This is a genomic window from Hymenobacter daeguensis (assembly GCF_054780555.1).
The window spans coordinates 52,810-73,676 of sequence record NZ_BAAGWC010000013.1 but is presented as its reverse complement, the minus strand read 5'-3'; the positions used below and the strand labels follow the sequence as shown (position 1 = coordinate 73,676).

The following is a 20,867-nucleotide window of genomic DNA, read 5'->3' as shown; positions in this document are numbered from 1 at the left end:
TTGTCCTTGTCGGGAGCAGCCGCGGGCTTGGCGGCAGGTTTCACGACGGCCGCAGCTTTGGGCGCGAGGTAGAGAAACATGCGCTTGCCTTCGAGCTTGGGCAGCTGCTCTACTTTGGCGAGGTCTTCGAGGGCCTGGGCAAACTTGAGCAGCAGGATTTCGCCCCGCTCCTTGAACACGATGCTGCGACCAACGAAGTGCACGTAGCTCTTGATTTTGGCACCTTCGCGCAAAAACTCCTGGGCGTGCTTCACTTTGAAGGCGAAGTCGTGCTCGTCGGTGTTGGGACCGAAGCGAATTTCTTTGAGGACAACCTTGGTCTGCTTGGCCTTCAGCTCGCGGGTCTTCTTTTTCTGCTCGTACTTGAATTTCGAGTAGTCGATGACGCGGCAAACGGGCGGCACGGCAGTGGGCGAAATCTCAACGAGGTCGAGGTTTTGCTCCTGTGCCATCTTCCGGGCCTGGTCGGTCGGATAGATGCCCTGCTCCACGTTGTCGCCAACAAGGCGCACTTCGCGGGCGGTGATTTTCTGGTTGATTTTGAACGGCTCTTCCACCTGCTGGCGGGGCACGTACCGACGGTTCGGGGCTGCTATGGTTTGGTCCTCCTGCTAAAAAAGTGGCGGGGAATTGATTTATGGGCGATGTTCGACCGGGTAGGGTCTGGCAATCAGGGGGCAAATATCGGTATTTTTATTGGCAAAGGCAAGCTGGTGGCACAATGTATTTTGCTGGAAGCACAAAAAAACCCGCTATGCGCTGGCATAACGGGCTTTTTCTATAATCAACTGCTGGTTATCAAGCCTCTACCATCTGGCTTTGCACGCTTTTCACAAACGCGTCGATTGGCATGGAGCCGAGGTCACCTTCGCCGTGCTTGCGCACGCTGATGATGTTGTCCTGGGCTTCCTTCTCCCCTACCACCAGCAGGTACGGCAGCTTGGCCATTTCGGCATCGCGGATTTTGCGGCCGATGCGCTCGTCGCGGGCGTCCACGGTGCCGCGCAGGTCGCGCTGTTCCAGTTGGGCTTTCACCTCGTTGGCGTAGTCGATGTACTTGTCCGAGATGGGCAACACGATGAACTGCTCGGGCGTGAGCCAGAGCGGGAAATTGCCGGCGCAATGCTCGATGAGCACGGCCACGAAACGCTCCAGCGAGCCAAAGGGCGCGCGGTGCAGCATCACGGGGCGCTTTTTCGTGTTGTCGGGCGCCACGTACTCGAGGTCGAAGCGCTCGGGCAGGTTATAGTCGACCTGGATGGTGCCGAGCTGCCAGCGGCGGCCGAGGGCATCGCGCACCATGAAATCGAGCTTGGGACCGTAGAAAGCGGCTTCGCCGTACTCGGTGACGGTGGGCAGGCCTTTCTCCTCGGCAGCTTCCTGAATGGCGCTTTCGGCCAGGGCCCAGTTTTCGTCGGAGCCGATGTACTTGGTTTTGTTGTCGGGGTCGCGCAGGCTGATTTGGGCCGTATAGTCCGTAAAACCGAGGTTTTTGAACACGTACAGCACCAGGTCAATCACCTTCTTGAACTCCTCCTTAACCTGGTCGGGGCGGCAGAAGATGTGGGCGTCGTCCTGCGTGAAGCCGCGCACGCGGGTGAGGCCATGCAGCTCGCCCGACTGCTCGTAGCGGTACACGGTGCCGAATTCGGCCAGGCGCACGGGCAGGTCGCGGTAGCTGCGGGGCTCCGTTTTATAGATTTCGCAGTGGTGGGGGCAGTTCATCGGCTTGAGGAAGAATTCCTCGCCGGGGTTGGGCGTTTTGATTGGCTGAAACGAGTCGGCCCCGTACTTTTCGTAGTGGCCGCTGGTTACGTACAGTTCCTTGGCGCCGATGTGAGGCGTGACGACGGGCTGGTAGCCGGCTTTCACCTGGGCTTTGCGCAGGAACTGTTCGAGGCGCTCGCGCAGGGCGGTGCCTTTGGGCAGCCACAGGGGCAGGCCCGCGCCTACTTTCTCCGAGAAAGCAAACAGCTTCAGCTCCTTGCCGAGCTTGCGGTGGTCGCGGCGCTTGGCTTCCTCAAGGCGCTCGAGGTACTCGGTGAGGTCCTTGGCCTTGGGGAAGGTGATGCCGTAAAGGCGCGTGAGCTGCTTGTTCTTCTCGTCGCCGCGCCAGTAGGCGCCGGCTACGTTCATCAGCTTGGCCGCTTTGATGGTGCCGGTGTCGGGGATGTGCGGGCCGCGGCAGAGGTCGGTGAAGCCGCCCTGCGTGTAGAACGTGATTTGGCCGTCTTCTAGGCCGTCAATCAGCTCCAGCTTGTAGGGGTCCTGCTTCTCGGTGAAGTAGGCAATGGCGTCGGCCTTCGAGACTTCTTTGCGGATGTACTGGCTTTTGTTTTTGGCCAGCTCCAGCATTTTCTTCTCGATTTCGGGGAAGTCTTCGCTGCTGATGCTGCGGCCTTCGCCGAGGTCCACGTCGTAGTAAAAGCCGTTTTCGACGGCCGGGCCGATGGCCAGCTTCACGCCGGGGTACAAGGCTTCGAGGGCTTCGGCCATGAGGTGGGCCGAGGAGTGCCAGTAGGTCGCCTTGCCGGCGGTGTCGTTCCAGGTGAGGATGCTGACCTGCGCGTTGTCAGGCAGCGGGCGGTGGAGGTCGCGGACTTCGCCGTTGACCGATACGGCCAGGGCGTTGCGGGCGAGGCCTTCGGAAATGCTGGCGGCCAGGTCGTAGCCGCTGGCGCCGTCGGCGAGCTGGCGAAGCGAACCGTCGGGGAGCGTGATGTTGAGCATACTGATACTAAAAGGTTGCCAGAGCGGCAAAGCAGGCGCAAGTTAGCAATTGCGCAATAAGGCTAACCCATTATTGGGGCAGAAAATGCCGCCAGAGAGGGCTCAGCAGAAAGTTTGAAGCAGCCAACCAATGGACAGAAGCGTTTCAGCCGAGAGTACCTAAGACATTTCAGCGGAAGAAGGCTGTTCCGTGGCCCGGCTCTTAATCTTCGTCCGGTGCTTTAAACCAAACTCAACCAAGGCATTGATGACGGGCTGGGTTTCGATGGCATGGGACGTGAGGGCGTACGAAACCGTGACGGGCTTGGTATTATTGACCGTGCGGGTAATGAGGTGGTTTTCTTCCAGCTCCTGTAGCTCTTTCGACAATACCTTGGGGGTTATGCCCACCGACGTGGCCTGTAAGTCCTTGAACCGCATGGTGCCATAGGTGTATAAATTAAGCAGGATACAGAATTTCCACTTCCCGCTCAGCAGGTCGATGGCGTCTTTGAGCGCCAGGATTCTTTCGCGGGAAAGCTCCGGGTCTTGTTCGCAGTTTTCAGTCAGGGGCATAAATAGTCACTTTCCTTAAGGTAACGGATAGCAAATGTAAAGTGACTACCCTACAATTTTGCTTTACACTTATTCAACAAGCAATATGAACAAGACAATTTTTATCACTGGTGCTTCGGCAGGCCTGGGAAAAGCAACCGCCAGGCTATTTGCGGCTAAGGGCTGGAACGTGATTGCCACCATGCGCAAGTCCGACAACGAAACCGAGCTTTCCCAACTGGACAATGTCCGACTGCTGGCCCTGGATGTAACCAGCTTGGCCCAGATTGAAGCCGCCGTGCAGCAGGCGTTGGCGTGGGGTCCGGTAGATGTGGTGTTTAACAACGCGGGCTACAGCTTGCTGGGGCCTTTAGAAGCTACCACTGATGAGCAGCTGGTGCACCAGATGGAAACCAATTTTCTGGGCGTGGTGCGGGTTACCCAGGCTTTTATTCCCGCCTTCAGGGCCCGGAAAGCGGGGCTTTTTATCACCACCAGCTCCTCGGCGGGGTTGATGGCCTTCCCGGTGAGCTCTATGTACGATGCCAGCAAATGGGCATTGGAGGGCTGGAGCGAAAGCTTGTCGTATGAACTGCGCCAGTTCGGGATTGGCATCAAAAACATCGAGCCCGGCCTGGTATCGACGGATATGGCCGAGCGGTCGGTGCACGTTGCGCATCCGGCTTACGAAGAACTGACAGGCAAATTCTTCGCGCTTATCAGCAACCCCGACAGCCTGGTATCTACGCCCGAGCAAATTGCCGAAGTAGTGTATGGCGCTGCCACCGACGGCAGCGACACTTTGCGGTACGTCTGTGGGGATGATGCGAAAGACTTGTATGCGCAGCGCCTGGCCGTGGGCGATGAAGCTTTTCGAAAAGGCCTGCTGCAAATGATTGAGGGCATGTAATGAGGCGGATAATGCATTTTTAATGCGGAAGCCCAACAGTCCCGTGTCGATTTTGGCACGGGACTGTTGGGCTTCTGAGGCTGGCCGGGCACGAGCATCTGCCTCGTTCGTCCAAGTGCTTAACCAAGTGTTTGGCGCTAGCCAGCACTGGGCGGGCGTACCGGCAGCGGCGCGATGGGCTGCGGCCGGGCCGGCACGGGCGAACGATGGTAATAGGAGCGCGGCACGGTGCGCAGGCTGTCGGGCAGCGCGGCCTGCACCTGCTCGTTGGTCTTCCAGACCTTGAAAGTCCAGTGGGCGTTGCCGGGGTTTTCGGCTACCAGCCGGCGGTACTGGGCCAGCGCCTCGGGCAGGCGGTTCTGGCTTTCGAGGGCTTCGGCGAGTACGGCACGGGCTTCGGGCAGGCGCGGGTTGCGACGCAGGGCGCGGGTGAGGTGCTGAATGACAGCGGCGGGCTGCCGGGCTTTGGCGGCGGCCAGGCCGAGGCGGTAGTCGGCCCGGTACACGGTGGTGTCGAGGGCCAGGGCGCGGCGGTAGTACCAGAGGGCACTATCGGGGCGGCCCTGCAGCTCCAGCTGGCGGCCGTAGTCGTAGCGCAGCAGGCCGGAAGCGGTATCGAGCTTCATGCCCTGGGCCGCGTACCTGGCGGCTTCGGCCGGAATGCGCCAGGCATTGAGCAGGAAAGCCAGCTGGTGGAGGATTTCGGGCTCGCGGGGGTCGCGGGCCAGGGCATCCTGCAGGTATTGCACGGCGGTGCTGGTATCGGCGGTGGCCGCGTAGGCGAGGCCTTTGTAGAAGAGGGCGGCGGGCTGGTCGGGGTCGAGGCGCAGGGTGCGGTCAAGGTTGTCGAGGGCGGCGGGGTAGTTGCGGGCCGCGAGGTGGGTTTCGCCCACCAGCAGCGGCAGCTCGGGCCCCGAGAAGCCGTGCTCGGCCGCCCGACGGGCAGCGGCCAGCGCGGCCGGCAGCTGGCCCAGCGCCCGATACGCCCGGGCCTGCAGGAAATACAGCTCGCCGCTGTCCTCGTCGATGGCCAGGGCGCGGTTCGCATCATCGAGCGCGGCGCGGGCCTGGCCGGCGGCCAGGCGCAAGGTAGCGCGGCGGGCCAGCAGCGTGGTATTGCGCGGCTCCCGGGTGATGGCCCCGTTCAGCTCATCGGCCTGCACACGGGGGCCGCTCTGCACGGTGGCCAGGTTCACCAGCCTGTCGGGCTGCTCGGAGGGGGTGGACTGGCAGGCCGCCAGCCCCGCTCCTGCCAGCAGCCGCCAGAACGCAGAATATCGAAGTGAAGCCGGAAAACGCATTATCATCGACTGCAAAGCTAGCAGCTACTGCTTGCCGCTAATGGTGTCCATGCGCACCTTGCTGGAATCTCCCGGGGCCAGCACCGGCGGCTTGGCGGCTTGGCCCTCCCGCTCGCGGCGCTTCTGGCGGCGGGCATCGGCCCGCACCAGCGGCGGCAGCATTTTGCGGCACAAGCGGCTCAGCACCAAATCTTCGCTGGTAATGGTGGGCAGGCGCTCGGCTTCGCGCAGAATGGCGATGGCGCGGCGGCGGCGACCCTGGTAGCGGTACATCCGGGCCAGGTCGTAGCAAAACTGCAGGTTGTGCGGGGCCAGCGCATGGGCTTTTTCCAGGTCGGCCATGGCTTCGCGGCTGTCGCCACCGCTGGGCACGCCGCCCAGCACCAGCCGGCTATAGAGGCGCTCCAGCAGGTTGTAGTGCGCCACGCGGTACTGCCAGCGGCCCCGCAGCTGCCAGGTTTCGGCCAGGTCGGGGCGGCGCTCGGAGGCCAGGTAAACGTGCGAGCGCAGGTCGTGGTAGGCTTTCAGCCGGGCCCCGGCGCGGTAGAGCGTGGCTTGGTTGAAGAGGGCCAGCGCCACGGCGTAGTTGCTCTCGCCGCCCTCGGGCCGGAGCAGCAGGGCGCGGTCGGCGTAGCTGCGGGCGGCATCGAAGTAGGCGCTTTTGCGGGTTTCGTCGGAATAGCGGGCTCCGATTTTCACGCTCAGCACGGCCGACTGCCACAGGGCCAGGTAGTGGTTGGGCACAATTTTCAGAATCTCCTGATACACGCCCAGGGCTTCCGAGTCCTTGAAGCTGCTGGCCAGGTTGGCGGCCTGAAACAGCTTGATGCGCACGGCCGGCGGGTCGGGCGCGGGGGCAGCGGGCAGGGCTGAAACCAGGGGCTGAGCCGACGAACGGGCATGAGGCTGCCCGGCCACCGGGCCCAATGGCAGCGTTGCCAGTAGCAGCCAGCACAATTTCCGTAACCTTCCCTGATGAGCCACCGTCCTGCGTCCGCTTTTTTTGCACGAAGGTAAAGCCGGAACCGGCGCGGGTAATGGAAGCCTGCCGTTTCGCCGCCACGCACTGGCTGGTCGCTTGCGTGATAACAGGAGTCGTACCAACCTGCTCCAGCAGCACCCGCCGCGTTACGGGCGGTGCGTCGCAGTTGCCGGCAGCGCCGAGCTGCACCAAGGCCGAAACCCTTAAAACAGTCCCAGCTGCGCCTTGGGCCGCTTCAGCAGCTCCTGGGCGCGGGCCACTTCCTCGGCCGTGACATCGACCGGGCCGGTGGGCTCGGGGCGGGGGACTTCGGCAGCATTCTCGCCGGGCCTGGGCGTAGCGGCGCGTTTCTTCACTTCGCGGCGCTGGGGCTCGGGGCCTTCGTCGGTGAGCAAGCTGAGGGCGTGGATTTTGAAGTAGTTGAGCTTGTTGCCCATCGCCTTCCAGCCTTTCACGTCGATGAATTCGTGCAGGCCAATCTGCTCTTTCTCCTTGTCGGCCTTTTTGTCCTTCTGCAAGGTTATTTCCACCAGCGGCTCGGGGTTGGCCGTCACGGCCAGCAGCTTCGAGCCTTTGGTTTCGGCAATGAAGGTGAAGCGCTTGTCGAGCGTGCTGGTTTCAATCTTGAACCGCTTGACGTAGTGAATTTTGGTATCGCCGTCCACGTACACGGCGCTGAGCACGGTTTCGGGCTCCAGCTTGCGCAGAATCAAGATGTTGGGCACGTCGAAGTGCAGGCCGGGGTCGGGCGCTTTCAGCTCGTAGCTGCCGTCCTTGTACACCACCAGCACCGTGTTTTCGGTATCGAACGTGCCCAGGTAGCGCCCGTGGCCGGCCGTGTTGAGGCGGCCCACCACGCTGTCGAAGAACATTTCGCGGCCGCCCAGCGTGGAGTCGCCCAGCGCTTTCTGGGTAATTTTCTTGATGGGCTGCTTGGTCACGATGTTGCCCATCGAGCCCTTGCCTTTGATGGCGAGGTCGGCAAAATCGAAGTCGAACTGCTTCACCCGCGCCGGCGCTTTGTCGGAAAGCTGCACGCTCACAATCTCCGACTCCGAATTGGGGTTGGCCGTGAGGTACAGGGTTTTGGTGCCCTTGGTGCCTTTGGTCAGGTCGTACACCTTGTCGCGGGTGATGCCCGACACCAGGAAGCGCTTGGCGAAGCTGATGCCCGACGCGCCGTCCAGGTACACCATGTTGTATACCAGCCGGTCGTCGTTCTTGTTGTACACGCCCACGTGCAGAATGTCCTTGCCCACGAAGGTCTTCTCCGCGATTTTGCTCACCGTAAAGGTGCCGTCGCGCCGGATGGCGATGATGTCGTCCAGGTCGGAGCAGTCGCAGATGGTGACGGCGTTTTCGTCCTTCTTCAGGCCGTAGCCCACGAAGCCGTCGGCGTAGTTCACGTAGAGCTTCTGGTTGGCCACGGCCACTTTCTGGGCCGTCACCACGTCGAAAGTGCGGAGCTGGGTTTTGCGCTCGCGGCCCGCGCCGTACTTCTTCAGCAGGCCCTTGAAGTAGTTGATGGCGTAGCGCGTGAGGTTGGCCAGGTGGTCGGCCACTTCGGCCAGCTCCGCTTCCAGGCGCTGCAGATACTCGTCGGCCTTGAAGGCGTCGAACTTCGAGATGCGCTTGATGCGGATTTCGGTCAGGCGCGTCAGGTCGTCCTCCGTAATGGCGCGGCGCAGCACGATGCGCTGGTCGTCGGCCCGGGCCTTCTCCCCTGCCACGCGCACAAATTTCTTCAGGCCCTTGTCGATGGTTTCGAGAATCTCGGCCCAGGTTTCGCACTCCTCAATCTTGCGGTAGATGCGGTTTTCGATGAAAATCTTCTCCAGCGAGGCATCGTGCCACTTCTCCCACAGCTCCTCCTGGCGAATTTCCAGCTCGCGCTCCAGCAGGCGCACCGTGGCCTTGGTGCTCTGGCGCAGCACGTCCTCCACGCCCACGAAGCGGGGCTTTTCGTCGATGATGACGCAGGTATTGGGCGAGATGCTGATTTCGCAGTCGGTGAAGGCGTAGAGCGCGTCCATCGTCAAATCAGGCGACACGCCGGCGGGCAGCTGCACCTGGATTTCCACGTTGGCCGCCGTGTTGTCGACCACCTTCTTAATCTTGATTTTGTTGGCTTCGCTCGCCTTCACGATGCTTTCCATCAGCGCCGTGGTGGTGGTGCCGTAGGGAATGTCGCGGATGATGAGCAGGGTCTTGTCCACCTTCTCGATGGTGGCGCGCAGGCGGATTTTGCTGCCGCGCAGGCCCGAGTTGTAGTTGCTCACGTCGCACAGGCCGCCGGTCGAAAAGTCCGGAAACAGCTGCACCTCGTGCCCCCGCAGCACCTCAATGCTGGCCTCGCACAGCTCGCGGAAGTTGTGGGGCATAATCTTGGTGCTCAGGCCCACGGCAATGCCCTCCACGCCCTGCGCCAGCAGCAGCGGGAATTTCACGGGCAGGGTCACGGGCTCGCGCTTGCGGCCGTCGTAGCTCAGCTGCCACTCGGTGGTGTCGGGGTTGAACACCACGTCGAGCGCGAACTTGCTCAGGCGGGCTTCGATGTAGCGGGCGGCGGCGGCGCTGTCGCCGGTGCGCACGTCGCCCCAGTTGCCCTGGTGGTCGATGAGGAGGTCTTTCTGGCCCAGGTTCACGATGGCATCGCCGATGCTGGCATCGCCGTGCGGGTGGTACTGCATGGTCTGCCCGATGATGTTGGCCACCTTGTTGAGGCGGCCGTCGTCCATCTCCTTCATGGCGTGCAGAATGCGGCGCTGCACGGGCTTGAGGCCGTCCTCGATGGCCGGCACGGCCCGCTCCAGAATAACGTAGCTGGCGTAGTCCAGAAACCAGTTCTGGTACATGCCACGCACGGTGGCCACGTCGTGAATGGTTTCGCCGGGTGAGAAGCGGGGCTCTTCCTCGGTTTCGGGCTCGGCCTCGATGGCCACGGCTTCTATGACGGCCGCAGTGTGGCCAAACAAGTCGGCCCCGGCTCCGGGCTGCGGTTCGGCATCGTCAGCCGATTCTTCAGCCGCCGGCACTTCCGCTGCGGCGGTCGGAAACTCGGTGGACTCTTCGGCATCGGCGTCCGCCGCTGGCGAGAAGGCCCCCAGGTCGAAATCGACCGAATCGCCGGGCTGTAAAAAATTTTGGTCGGGAGCGTCGGAAGCAGGAATATCGGGAGTGGCCACGGAGGAAACGAATGAGGTCGGCGTACTGCCGTCAAAAATACCGGAATCAGCGCGGAGCGCAATAAATTACAATTTCAGCCAGCGGCAGATAGTTCCCAAATTTCTTAGCGAACGGCAGCAAATCCGCACCTGGCCATCAGGCCACAACATTGGCTCTTGCCTCAAATTACGCCATTTTAGCGCAAAAAAGCAAGCTAATCAGACTAGTGAAGGCGCCAGGCGTTCTACCCCGGCTAGCAACGGCCGCCGCCGGCCTCAGCCCGGAAAGAAAAAAGCCCGAACCAAAGGCTCGGGCTTTTCCGTGGAATTTGTCGGCTAGTCTACCCCTAGGCGACGGTTCAAACGTACGCACAAAAATTTTATTTCCAAACATTCGCTACGCATTCAGGAAATTTTCAGGGGTCAGCGGGCGGGCCTTGCGCGGCCCTTCTGCATGCCTGGAAGCTACGCTGGCCGTATGCGCCCCACGAAAACGCCCCCGCCCGAAAGACCGGACGGGGGCGCTGAAGCCTGCGGCGAAGACGCCGCGCTAGGCCAGGTCTTCCTCCGCCACTTCGGCCACGGGCAGCACGTCGGAAGTGATGAGGTCCTTTTCGAGGCGCAGGTTGTCGATGATGAATTCCTGGCGGGCGGGCGTGTTTTTGCCCATGTAGTAGGTGAGCACCTGCTGAATGCTGCGGTCGGACTGCAGAATGACGGGCTCCAGCTTGATGTTCTCGCCGATGAACTTGCCGAACTCCTCCGGCGAAATCTCGCCCAGCCCTTTAAAGCGGGTGATTTCGGGGTTGCGGCCCAGCTTCTTCATCGCGGCCTGCTTCTCCTGCTCGGTGTAGCAGTAGATGGTGTCCTTCTTGTTGCGGACGCGGAAGAGCGGCGTTTCGAGGATGAACACGTGGCCGTTGCGCACCAAATCGGGGAAGAACTGCAGGAAGAACGTGAGGATGAGCAGGCGGATGTGCATACCGTCCACGTCGGCATCGGTGGCCACCACCACGCGGTTGTAGCGCAGGCCTTCGATGCCTTCCTCAATGTTGAGGGCGTGCTGCAGCAGGTTCAGTTCCTCGTTCTCGTACACGATTTTCTTTTTCAGGCCGTAGCAGTTCAGCGGCTTGCCGCGCAGGCTGAACACGGCCTCCAGCTCCACGTTGCGGCTCTTGGTGATGCTGCCGCTGGCCGAGTCGCCCTCGGTGATGAAGAGCGTGGTGAGTGCCTCTTTTTCGGCGCCGTCCTTGGCGTTTTCGCCCAGGTGGAAGCGGCAGTCGCGCAGCTTGCGGTTGTGCAGGTTGGCTTTTTTGGCGCGCTGGTTGGCCAGCTTTTTCACGCCGGCCATGTCTTTGCGCTCCCGCTCGCTCTGCTCGATGCGCTTGCGCAGGTCCTCGGCAACTTTGGGGTTCTTGTGCAGGTAGTTGTCGAGGTTGTCCTTGACGAAATCGACGATGAAGCCGCGCACCGTGGGGCCGTCCTCGCCCATGTTCACGCTGCCGAGTTTGGTTTTGGTCTGGCTTTCGAACACCGGCTCCTGCACCCGCACCGAGATGGCGGCAATGATGCTGGCCCGGATGTCGGCCGCGTCGTAGTCCTTCTTGTAAAACTCGCGCACGGCCTTCACCACGGCCTCGCGGAAAGCCGCCAGGTGCGTGCCGCCCTGCGTGGTGTACTGGCCATTGACGAAGGAGTAATACTCCTCGCCGTAGTCGTTGCCGTGCGTCATGGCCATCTCGATATCCGGCCCTTTCAGGTGGATGATGGGGTAGCGCATGCTTTCCTCGTCGGCTTTGCGGGACAGCAGGTCGCGCAGGCCGTGCTCGGAGTAATACTTCTGACCGTTGAAGTTGATGGTCAGGCCGGCGTTGAGGTAGACGTAGTTCCAGATTTGATTTTCGAGGTACTCCGGGATGAAGCGGTAGTTCCTGAAAATCGTTTCGTCGGGCTGGAACACCACCAGCGTGCCGTTGCGCTGGCTGGTTTTGGTGGGCTTGGGGTCGCTCACGAGCTTGCCCTGGGCAAACTCGGCGGCTTTCAGGGTGCCCTCGCGCACGCTTTGCACCAGGAAGTAGCCGCTGAGGGCGTTCACGGCCTTGGTGCCCACGCCGTTCAGGCCGACGGACTTCTGGAAAACCTTGCTGTCGTACTTGCCGCCGGTGTTGATTTTGCTCACCACGTCCACCACCTTGCCCAGCGGAATGCCCCGGCCGTAGTCGCGCACCTGCACCTTGGAGTCCGAAATCTTGATGTCGATGGTGCGGCCGTGGCCCATCACGTGCTCGTCGATGCAGTTATCGACCACTTCCTTCACCAGCACATAAATGCCGTCGTCGTAGGCTGAGCCGTCGCCGAGCTTGCCGATGTACATGCCGGGCCGCAGGCGGATGTGCTCGCGCCAGTCGAGCGAGCGGATGCTGTCTTCGTTGTAGCCGTGGTCGGGGGTTTTGGTGGGAGCTTCCGGTTCGGCGGCAAGTAGTTCGTCTTTCATTCCAAAAAATACGTAAGCGGGGCAGATTTCAAGTAAAATAACGCAGAAAACGGCGGGCTACCAAGCCAGCGGCTGCCATTGAGCTTAGCCGGAATCGCCAAATTATTTAGTTTTCAACACCAATTGCCGGGCCGCGGTTCACGCGGTGCGCGGCTTGGCACCGTGGCTTTTGCCTGACTGGCCGCCCGTCGGCGGCCTTAATCACCCTTCATCCTGCCTGCTATGCTCCCACGCCCTACCCTTCCGCGTCCCAACGGCTTCAACCTGCCCAGCAACATTCCCTCGCCCACGCGCCACCACGCGCCGGCCGAGGTGAAGCAGTCGCCGGTTGTCCACTACACCTTCCTGCTCATTGGCATGTCGCTGCTGGTATTCGTGCTGCGCAAGCTCGATAGCGTGCTGCTGCCCATCCTGTTTGCGGCGCTGCTGTCGGTGCTGCTGCTGCCGCTGGTGGTGCGCCTGGAAAAGTGGAAGTGGCCGCGCATCTGGGCCATCATTGTGGCGCTGCTGCTCGTGGTCATTGCCCTCACGGGCCTGGTTTATCTGTTTGGCACCCAATTGATGAGCCTGCGCGACGAATGGCCCAAGCTGCAGGAAAAGAGCCTCGAATATTTCGACTCGGTGCAGCAGTGGGCCAGCGCGAAGTTTGGCTACCAGCCCATGAGCAAGGAAGAGCTGATTGATTCTTCGATGAAGTCGGTGAAGAAATCGGCGGGCGGCTTTCTGGGGTCCACGCTCAGCACCACGGCCGGCGTGCTGAGCGTGACCACGCTGATACCCATCTACATTTTCTGCTTTCTGTATTACCGCGACCACATGCGCCAGTTCCTGTTCCGCTTCGTGGCTCCCGACAAGCGCACCACCGTGCTGCACACGATGGATAGCATCCAGACCGTCGTGCAGGCCTATATTCAGGGGTTGTTCACGGTCATTGTGGTGGTGTCGGTGCTCAACGCCATCGGGCTGCTGCTGCTGGGGGTGAAATTCGCCATCTTTTTCGCCATTTTCGCTTCGGTGCTGGCCGTCATTCCCTACATCGGCATCATGGTGGGCTCGTCCATTCCGGCGCTGGTTACGCTGGTCGAAACCGGCTCGCCGGGCAAGGCGGCGGCCGTGGTGGGCGTGTTTATGTTCGTGCAGTTTCTGGAGGGCAATTTCATTACGCCCATGATTACGGGCTCGAAGGTGAGCATCAACCCCATGGCCGCCATCGTGGCCCTTATTCTGGGTGGCGAGCTGTGGGGCACGCCGGGCATGATACTGAGCATTCCGCTGGTGGCGGTGCTCAAAGTGGTGTTCGATGCCAGCAAAGCCACCGAGCCCTGGGGCTTTCTGCTGGGCGACGTGACCGATGGGGAGGACACGCAGACCGATACGTCGGACGACAAGCCGGGCTTTTTCAGCAAGGCGTGGCGCATGATTAAGCGGATGTGAGCCTGATATACAAGATGGGCCGGCAGCAGCAAGGTTTCGGCCGAAGGCCAGTAGCCGCGCCCCAGGGCCGGCCCGCTGAACAAAGCAAATTCGGCCTTTTAGGCAAAGTAGGCCGGGTGAGGACTGCCTAATTTTGCATGGTCAGCAAGCGCTGCACGCCGCAACAAGCGGCCTGGCCGAGCGCTGCTGCCATCCATCACTATGACCGTCAAGCAGCTGAATCACTACGCGGAAATGGTAGTAGCCTGTAGTGGCGACCAACGCTACGGAGGAGAAATAGCCGCCGACGATGCTGTGCTGGTAGGCGTGCTGGCGGGCGAGCTGAAGGTGGTGCAGGCCAACCGCACCCACTACTGCGGACCGGGCGACACGGTGTTGCTGCCACGCCGGCAGCCGGCCACGCTGCTGAAGTCCCCCAAGGATGGCATTGCGTACCAGGCCGTAATCATGAAGCTGCCCACGGCGCTGGTGCAGGCGTACTACGCCGGGAATCCGCCAACGGGTACTTCGGCAACTCGCGGCCCGGTAGTTTTTCCGGAAAACCCGCTGCTGCAGAGCCTCTTTGCCTCGCTGCTGCCCTACCTGGAACTGAAGCAGCACTTGCCGGCAAAGCTGCTGGCTGGCAAGGTGACGGAGGCGATTGAAACTTTGCGCAGCCTCGACCGGCACAGCGACGGCGTGCTGGCCGACTTTGCCGAGCCCGGCAAGCTCAATCTGGTGGAGTTTATGGAGGCGAACTACATGTTCAACATGCCCCTGGCCAGGTTCAGCGCCCTCACGGGCCGTAGCCTGACCACGTTCAAGCGTGATTTTAAGAAAGCCTTTCGGCTCAGCCCCCAGCGCTGGCTGACGCAGAAAAGGCTGACGCTGGCACATTACCAGCTGGCAGAAAAGAGCAGAAAGCCCGTGGAACTCTACCTGGAGGTAGGTTTTGAGAACCTGGCGCACTTCTCGTACGCCTTCAAAAAGCACTTCGGCTACCCGCCAACTGCCCTGACCGGGCGGGCCGGCCACCACCCCCTGCCGGCTGGCTGAGCCGCGGGCATTGATGCCACGCTGATACCAAAAGGGCCCTGCCAATGACCGGCCGCAGCTGCCCGCTGCCCGCCGCCAGGGTACGCCGTGCCGTTAGCAAACGCCCCAACCAAACCCTAACAACTTAATCATCAACATTATCAAGTCCAAGTAGCCAACATAACGCTACCGGATTTTCTTTTTCCCCCACTTGTTCATGCAACTCATGAAATCAGCATTGGTAACCGGCGCAAACAAAGGCATTGGCCTGGAAGTGGCCAAACAACTCGCACAGCAGGGCTATTTTGTGTACCTCGGCAGCCGCGACCTCGAAAACGGGCAAGCGGCCGTGGCCCGGCTTCGGGCCGCCGGGCTGCCCACCCTTGAAGCCGTTCGGCTCGACGTCACCCGTCCCGATTCCATCCGGGCGGTCCGGGCGCTAATTGGCGAAAAAACGCCGGCGCTGGACGTGCTGGTCAACAACGCCGGCATCTCCGGCGGATTTCCGCAAGATGTTCGGCAAGCCACGCCGGAGCAGTTTCGGGCCGTGTTCGAAACCAACGTGTTTGGCGTAGCCGGCGTCACGCAGGCCTTCCTCGATTTGCTGTCCGCCGCGCCGCAGCCGCGCATTGTCAATGTAAGCTCCGCCATGGCGTCCCTGGGCCTGTACGCGGACTTCGACAACGAAAACTTTGCCCTGCGGGTCCCCGTGTATCAGGCTTCGAAAACGGCCCTGAACATGTACACCCTTAACCTGGCCTACGAGCTGCGCGATACCCCGTTCAAAGTCAATGCGGTATGCCCCGGCTATACCAGAACCGACTTTACGGGCCAGCAAGGCACCAGCACGGTGGAAGAAGCCGGGCAGCGCATTGTAAAGTATGCGCTGCTTAGCCCGGACGGGCCCACCGGCAAGTTTTTCAGCGAAGAATATTTTCCGGCCCCGGCAACCTGTCCCTGGTAATCCCGGCCCGGGCGGCTATTTAACTGGTGGAAAAAGGCAGCCGCACCGGCTGCCTTTTTTATTGTGCAACCTTCTGCCGGGCTAAGTTTGTTAGCTTTCTTTTCGACCCTCTTCCGCGCGACGCTTTGTACGCCATCATCGACCTCGAAACCACCGGCGGGCAGCCCACCCAGGACCGCATCACCGAAATCGCCATCTACATCCACGACGGCGAGCGCATCGTGGACGAGTTTGCCACGCTGCTCAACCCCGGCCGGGCCATTCCGCCGTTCATTACCCAGCTCACGGGCATCACCAACGACATGGTGAGCGACGCGCCCAAGTTCCACGAAGTGGCCCGCAAAGTGGTGGAAATGACCGAAGGCTGCGTGTTCGTGGCCCACAACGTGCGCTTCGACTACTCGTTTCTGAAGAAGGAGTTTGCCGACCTGGGCTACAACTACTCGCGCAAAACCCTGTGCACCGTGCGGCTCTCGCGCAGCCTCATTCCGGGCCAGCCCAGCTACAGCCTGGGCAAGCTCTGCCAGAACATCGGCATTCCGCTCGAAGGCCGGCACCGCGCCGCCGGCGACGCCCACGCCACGGCCCTGCTCTTCGGCAAGCTGCTGAAGATTACCAGCGAAAGCGACGACCTGCCCCACGGCCAGGACACCAGCCACACCCTGGCCCGCGTGGATGCGCTGGCCCCCGCTGGCCGCAACCCTAGGTCAGCGGCAGCTAAGCCCGACGGCACCAAAGCCCCCTCGCCCAAGCGCGTAGCGGCCGTGCAAACGGCTATTCGCGAGGCGCTCATGCCGCCGCTGCTGCCGGCTTCGGTGGTGGCCAGCCTGCCGCAGGCCACGGGCGTGTACTACTTTCATAACGAGGCGGGCGAGGTGATTTACGTGGGCAAGTCCATCAACATCTACAAGCGCATTCAGCAGCACTTTGCAGTGGACGTGAAGTCGCGCAAGAGCCTGGATTTCAAGAATTCCATTGCCGATATCACCTGGGAGCTGACGGGCTCAGAGCTGGTGGCGCTCTTGTACGAGTCGCACCTCATCAAGCAGCTCAAGCCGGCCTACAACCGGGCCCAGCGACGCTCGGTGTTTCCGGCCGGCATCTACCTGCGCACCAACGAGGACGGCTACAAGGTGCTGGCCTACGGCCGGGCCGATGCGCGCAACGCCGAAATCCCCATTATTGCGCTCGGCAACCAGTACAAGGCCCAGGGCTTCCTCTACCACAAGGTGGCCAAGTACAACCTCTGCCAGAAGCTGTGCGGGCTGTATAAAACGCCCGGCCCGTGCTTCGACTACCAAGTGCACCGCTGCCAGGGCGCGTGCGTGGGCCAGGAGCCGCCGGAGAGCTACAACCTGCGCGTGGACGAGGCCATCGACAGCATCAGCTACGAGCACGAGTCGTTCGTGGTCATCGGGCCGGGCCGCACGGAGCTGGAAAAGAGCATTGTGCTGGTCGAGAACGGCCGCTACCGGGGCTTCGGCTACGTGGATGAGACGTTTTCGGCCCGCAAGCTGGCCGATTTCCGCGACGCCATCAAGCCTTATACCGATAACAAAGACATTCAGCAGATTATCCGGAACCATCTACGCATCAAGCGCAAAGGCGAGCGGGTGAAGGTGTTTGGCTGAGGGCAAGCCGAAGCAGGCACACTCCAGGGGGCTGGCATCAGCAGACAGCTGAACAGTAGATAGCGGGGGCGATGGTAGCTTTGTTGGGCATATCTACCCTTTTCAGCTCCGAAACAGATGCCGCTCCAAGAAGAAAGACCTGGCCGAATAGCATTGGCCCAGAACTACATGCCTGCACTGACGGGCATTCGGGCGGTTGCCGCTGCCATGGTTTGCTTTCACCACTTCAATCCGCTGGCACGATTTAAAACCGATACGGGCATTAAGCGACTGGCTTTCGGATTTATACAGGAGATGCACATTGGCGTGTCCATTTTCTTTGTCCTGAGCGGATTCCTGATATGCTACCGCTACTACAGCACGGCTCCGGCCCTGAGCCGGCAGTGGTTTGGCCGCTATATGATGAACCGGGTGGCGCGCATCTACCCCATGTTCCTGCTCGTAACGCTGCTCACCTTTTTTTTGATTGAGCATAATCCTGCGCGCTACGAGTCGGCTCCGCTTTACGCCCATTTGCTCCCGGGCGAACGCCTGGCAGTGTTCGGGCTGAATCTGACGCTGCTGAAAGGCTTTTTTGAAAACTACATCTTTACCGGAGTTGGCGCCGCCTGGACGCTGACGGTGGAGGAGTGCTTTTATCTGGGTGCGCCATTTTTCATGTTGGCGATGTACTTCAACCGCTGGGCGCTGGTGTGGCTGCCGGTAGCCTGCCTGCTGCTCGGCCTTGTGTTGGTACAAACCGTGGGCAGCCTCGATTTCCACGGTCTGTTCAGCAACGATAAATTCATGCTGAACCGCACATTCCTGGGTCGGTGCCTGGAGTTTTTCGCCGGGATGGGCCTGGGACTGTACGTGCTGCATCAGCGGGCCAACAGTCCGGAACAACTAAACCGACGCGGGAGCTGGTGCACCTGGCTGGGCTCGGGGCTGCTCATCGGGATGCTGCTTTGGCTGGCGCTGGTGAGCATTGACAGCATCTACGACTCGAAAGTGCTCTACGCCGGCATTTTTATCAATAATGTCCTGCTGCCGATACCCATCGTGCTCTTGTTCTACGGCCTGCTCACCGAGCAGAGCCTTCTTCGGAAACTGCTTAGCACCCAGCTGATGGACACGCTGGGAAAAAGCTCCTACATCTTTTACCTGATACACGTCGGGGTTGTGAATACCCTGTTGGCCAGGTACGTTATCCACAACTCCGTCATTCAGTTTATTTTACTAAATGTGATTTCCGTGCTGCTGTACAAGTACGTAGAATCGCCTCTTCATCAGTGGCTTAAACCCCGCCCATTGCTGGTGGCCTCACGCGCCTAGCCGCACTTGCCTGGCACTAGCGCCAAAAAAACGCCCCGCTTCCGGACAGCGCCGGGGCTATTTCAGGAGCGGCGGGCTGCTTGCTCCCGGCCGGCCTATTTCACCACCTCGACCCAGCCTTTGAGCTGCCGGCCCGAGGTGGCATTGACCAGCAGAAAATAATACACCCCGGCGGCCTGCCCGGCCGCGCCCCACTGGTTGTCGTAGTGCGCCTGCTGGTACACCAGCCCGCCCCAGCGGTTGAATACCTGCAGGTTCCAGCCCTTGAACTCCAGGCCCTGCAACACGAAGGTGTCGTTGTCGGAGTCGTTGTTGGGGGTGATGATGTTGGGGATTTTAAACGGGCAGTCATCGCCGTAGCGCACCCGGGTTTCGGCGGTGGTGCCGCAGCCCCGGGCATTGGTTACGGTAACGACGTAGCGCCCCGATGCGCGGGCTGCCAGCCGGGGGGCGGTGCTGCCGTCCTGCCAGCGGTAGGTGGTGCCGGCGGGCTGCGGGCCGGGGTCGAGGACGAGACTGTCCTCGACGCAAATGACGTATTCCGGACGCAGGGTGAGCGTGGGTGAGGGCACAAATGCCAGCCGCAGGGTGTCGCGCACCGTGCATTGCTGGGGTGGGGTCACCTCTACCCAGTAGAGGCCGGGGGCTGTGGCCCGGAGCTGGGAAGCGGTGCTGCCATCCTGCCAGCGGTAGGTGGTGCCCGGCGGCTGGGCGGGCGTGATAGTGAGCAGCGCATTACTGATGCTGCTGTTGCAATCCGTCGCGGCGTTGGATTGCAGCCGGGCTGGGCTGCGCGGCAGGATGCGGACGGTCTGGGCGTAGGTGCGGGTGGTGCCGCTCACTTCGTGCATCGTCATGGTGGCCACGTAGGTGCCCACTCGCAGGTAGCGGTGCTGCACTGCGGGGCCGCTGGCCGTGTTGCCGGGGTTGGCCGGGTCGCCAAAATTCCAGGTGAACACGGCATCGGGAATGGCGGGGTACACCGAGGCAGTGAAAAAGCTGGTTTCGCCTTCGCACACATCGGTGCCCAGCAGCCCGTAATTGAGCAGCACCGTGCCCGGCACGGGCGGACGCACCATGACGTTGGGCAGCCCCAGGTAGCTGCCCCTCCCCGTCCACACCACCCCGTTGGCACGGTAGGCACAGCCGAGGCCGGGAGTGTCGGGCGCATCGATAACGCCCACCGAAGTGCTGCCGAAGTTCTGGTAGCACGCCACGTATATCTTGTTATCGGCCGCGAGCTGCAGGGCCCCGCCGTACACCACTATGGAAAACTGAATCTGGCTTCCGGTGACCAGGTTGTACTGCGTGATGCTGGAGCCGGAAGTAGCGTAGAGCAGGTTGCCATTGGGCGAGAACTCAACACCGTAGAAACCCGCCAGTATGTTGGGGCTATTGAGCAGGCCCAGCAGGCGGGGGTTCGAGACAATGCCGGTGCCGTAGTTGAAGTCGAACAGCTCCAGGCTGTTGTTGTACTGCGCCACGGCCAGCTGCCGGCCATCGCGCGAGGCTCTCATGTAGCCGATGCAGTTGTAGTCGCGGCGCGGGTTGTTGCCGCCCTGGTGAATGATGCCGCCCGCCGACAGCACGGGCGTGGTGGCCAGGCCCGTGGGCGTGAGCAGGTAAGCCAGGAAGACGTTGCTGTTCCAGGCGTGCACCAGTATCCAGATGTCGCGCTGGTTGGCATGGCGCACGGCCAGCAGCTTTTCCGTCAGCCGGCCGTCGCCCACGGGCACCTGCACGGGGTTGTTCTTGGTGGTGACTTCGCCCAGCCCGCCCTGCCGGGCCATGTCCACCACGGAATAGCGCAGGCCGCCGCGCAGGCCATTTTCGGCCGCATCCACGGTGAAAACATAATACTCGGTGCTGCTGCCGGGCCGGGGCACCGCCACCACCCCCTGCGATGCCGAGTTGGGCAGCAGCTCGGTGCGGGTGCTGTCTTTGAAAGCGCCCATGTCGCGGCCGTTCACCAGCTTCCGATGCAGCCGGTTCCAGGCGTAGATGCCGTTGGTATAGAACAGGAGGTTGCCCTGGGCATCGGAAATCGCCGCTGAGCCCTCGCCGGAGGTCATCACGCCATCGGAAAGGGCGCGGGCCGTGCCGCCGGTGAAAGAAATGCCGGCCCGATTGCCGAAATACCAGGTGTCAAATTCTTTTTGCGCCACGGCCCCCTGGTGCCCGAGGGCCAGCACCATGGTCAGCAGCAGCAGTTTCAGTGCGTAGCTTTTTTTCCGTAAGCTCATGTTTCAGGCGGTGAAAAATGTGGTAGAAAGAATGTTAGCCGGAGGCCGCTGCATTCGGGAAGCCGGCCGGCTGCATTCGCTGAAAAGGAACTGAAAACCACCGGGAAAATTATGCCAGAGCTCGTCACAGCTGGCCCCAGGCGGCGGAGGTA

13 protein-coding genes and 1 pseudogene are annotated in these 20,867 nt (G+C 61.4%); 6 read left to right on the top strand and 8 right to left on the bottom strand.

Annotation, left to right across the window (positions count from 1 at the left end; all coding sequences use genetic code 11):
- Nucleotides 1-38: 38 nt before the first annotated feature.
- The 3 genes and pseudogenes from infC to ACYVHT_RS14870 form a co-directional block, all read right to left on the bottom strand.
- Nucleotides 39-596 (bottom strand): annotated as a pseudogene (infC, locus tag ACYVHT_RS14880) (translation initiation factor IF-3); the annotation flags it as partial.
- A gap of 202 nt (nucleotides 597-798) precedes the next feature.
- Nucleotides 799-2,730, bottom strand: a complete 1,932-nt coding sequence (gene thrS, locus ACYVHT_RS14875; RefSeq protein WP_460553304.1) for a threonine--tRNA ligase — start codon at nucleotides 2,728-2,730, stop codon at nucleotides 799-801.
- 159 nt (nucleotides 2,731-2,889) lie between these two features.
- Nucleotides 2,890-3,285 carry a winged helix-turn-helix transcriptional regulator gene (locus tag ACYVHT_RS14870; protein ID WP_460553301.1) on the bottom strand — a complete coding sequence of 132 codons (396 nt, stop codon included), beginning with the start codon at nucleotides 3,283-3,285 and terminating at the stop codon, nucleotides 2,890-2,892.
- An 85-nt stretch (nucleotides 3,286-3,370) separates the two neighbouring features.
- Between ACYVHT_RS14870 and ACYVHT_RS14865 the strand changes: the two genes are divergently transcribed.
- Nucleotides 3,371-4,174, top strand: coding sequence for an SDR family oxidoreductase (locus ACYVHT_RS14865; RefSeq protein WP_460553298.1), 804 nt, complete (start codon nucleotides 3,371-3,373; stop codon nucleotides 4,172-4,174).
- A gap of 137 nt (nucleotides 4,175-4,311) precedes the next feature.
- Here ACYVHT_RS14865 and ACYVHT_RS14860 read toward each other — a convergent pair whose 3' ends face one another.
- The 4 genes from ACYVHT_RS14860 to ACYVHT_RS14845 all read right to left on the bottom strand — a co-directional run bounded on the left by ACYVHT_RS14860 (nucleotide 4,312) and on the right by ACYVHT_RS14845 (nucleotide 12,115).
- The gene (locus ACYVHT_RS14860) at nucleotides 4,312-5,475 is read right to left on the bottom strand and encodes a tetratricopeptide repeat protein (protein WP_460553295.1); all 1,164 of its coding nucleotides are present in this window, start codon (nucleotides 5,473-5,475) and stop codon (nucleotides 4,312-4,314) included.
- A gap of 24 nt (nucleotides 5,476-5,499) precedes the next feature.
- Nucleotides 5,500-6,432, bottom strand: a complete 933-nt coding sequence (locus ACYVHT_RS14855) for a tetratricopeptide repeat protein (RefSeq protein WP_460553292.1) — start codon at nucleotides 6,430-6,432, stop codon at nucleotides 5,500-5,502.
- A gap of 228 nt (nucleotides 6,433-6,660) precedes the next feature.
- Entirely contained in the window at nucleotides 6,661-9,393 is a 2,733-nt protein-coding gene (locus ACYVHT_RS14850; protein ID WP_460553503.1) for a DNA gyrase/topoisomerase IV subunit A, read from the bottom strand.
- A gap of 778 nt (nucleotides 9,394-10,171) precedes the next feature.
- A complete protein-coding gene (locus ACYVHT_RS14845; protein ID WP_460553289.1) occupies nucleotides 10,172-12,115 on the bottom strand; it encodes a DNA topoisomerase IV subunit B in 1,944 nt (647 codons plus the stop codon).
- A gap of 222 nt (nucleotides 12,116-12,337) precedes the next feature.
- On the opposite strand from ACYVHT_RS14845, the gene ACYVHT_RS14840 reads away from it, so the two are divergent.
- From ACYVHT_RS14840 to ACYVHT_RS14820, 5 genes are all read left to right on the top strand, one after another.
- Nucleotides 12,338-13,549, top strand: coding sequence for an AI-2E family transporter (locus tag ACYVHT_RS14840; protein WP_460553286.1), 1,212 nt, complete (start codon nucleotides 12,338-12,340; stop codon nucleotides 13,547-13,549).
- A 201-nt stretch (nucleotides 13,550-13,750) separates the two neighbouring features.
- Complete coding sequence (locus tag ACYVHT_RS14835; RefSeq protein ID WP_460553283.1) at nucleotides 13,751-14,584, top strand: AraC family transcriptional regulator; 834 nt, start codon at nucleotides 13,751-13,753, stop codon at nucleotides 14,582-14,584.
- Between the two features lie 205 nt (nucleotides 14,585-14,789).
- Nucleotides 14,790-15,527, top strand: a complete 738-nt coding sequence (locus tag ACYVHT_RS14830) for an SDR family oxidoreductase (protein ID WP_460553280.1) — start codon at nucleotides 14,790-14,792, stop codon at nucleotides 15,525-15,527.
- A gap of 125 nt (nucleotides 15,528-15,652) precedes the next feature.
- Nucleotides 15,653-17,158: an exonuclease domain-containing protein gene (locus tag ACYVHT_RS14825; RefSeq protein ID WP_460553277.1), complete on the top strand. Its 1,506-nt coding sequence runs from the start codon at nucleotides 15,653-15,655 to the stop codon at nucleotides 17,156-17,158.
- Between the two features lie 117 nt (nucleotides 17,159-17,275).
- Nucleotides 17,276-18,472 (top strand): acyltransferase family protein, encoded by a 1,197-nt coding sequence (locus ACYVHT_RS14820; RefSeq protein WP_460553275.1) that lies wholly within the window; start codon nucleotides 17,276-17,278, stop codon nucleotides 18,470-18,472.
- 95 nt (nucleotides 18,473-18,567) lie between these two features.
- Here ACYVHT_RS14820 and ACYVHT_RS14815 read toward each other — a convergent pair whose 3' ends face one another.
- Nucleotides 18,568-20,715: a T9SS type B sorting domain-containing protein gene (locus ACYVHT_RS14815; RefSeq protein WP_460553272.1), complete on the bottom strand. Its 2,148-nt coding sequence runs from the start codon at nucleotides 20,713-20,715 to the stop codon at nucleotides 18,568-18,570.
- Nucleotides 20,716-20,867 lie beyond the last annotated feature (152 nt).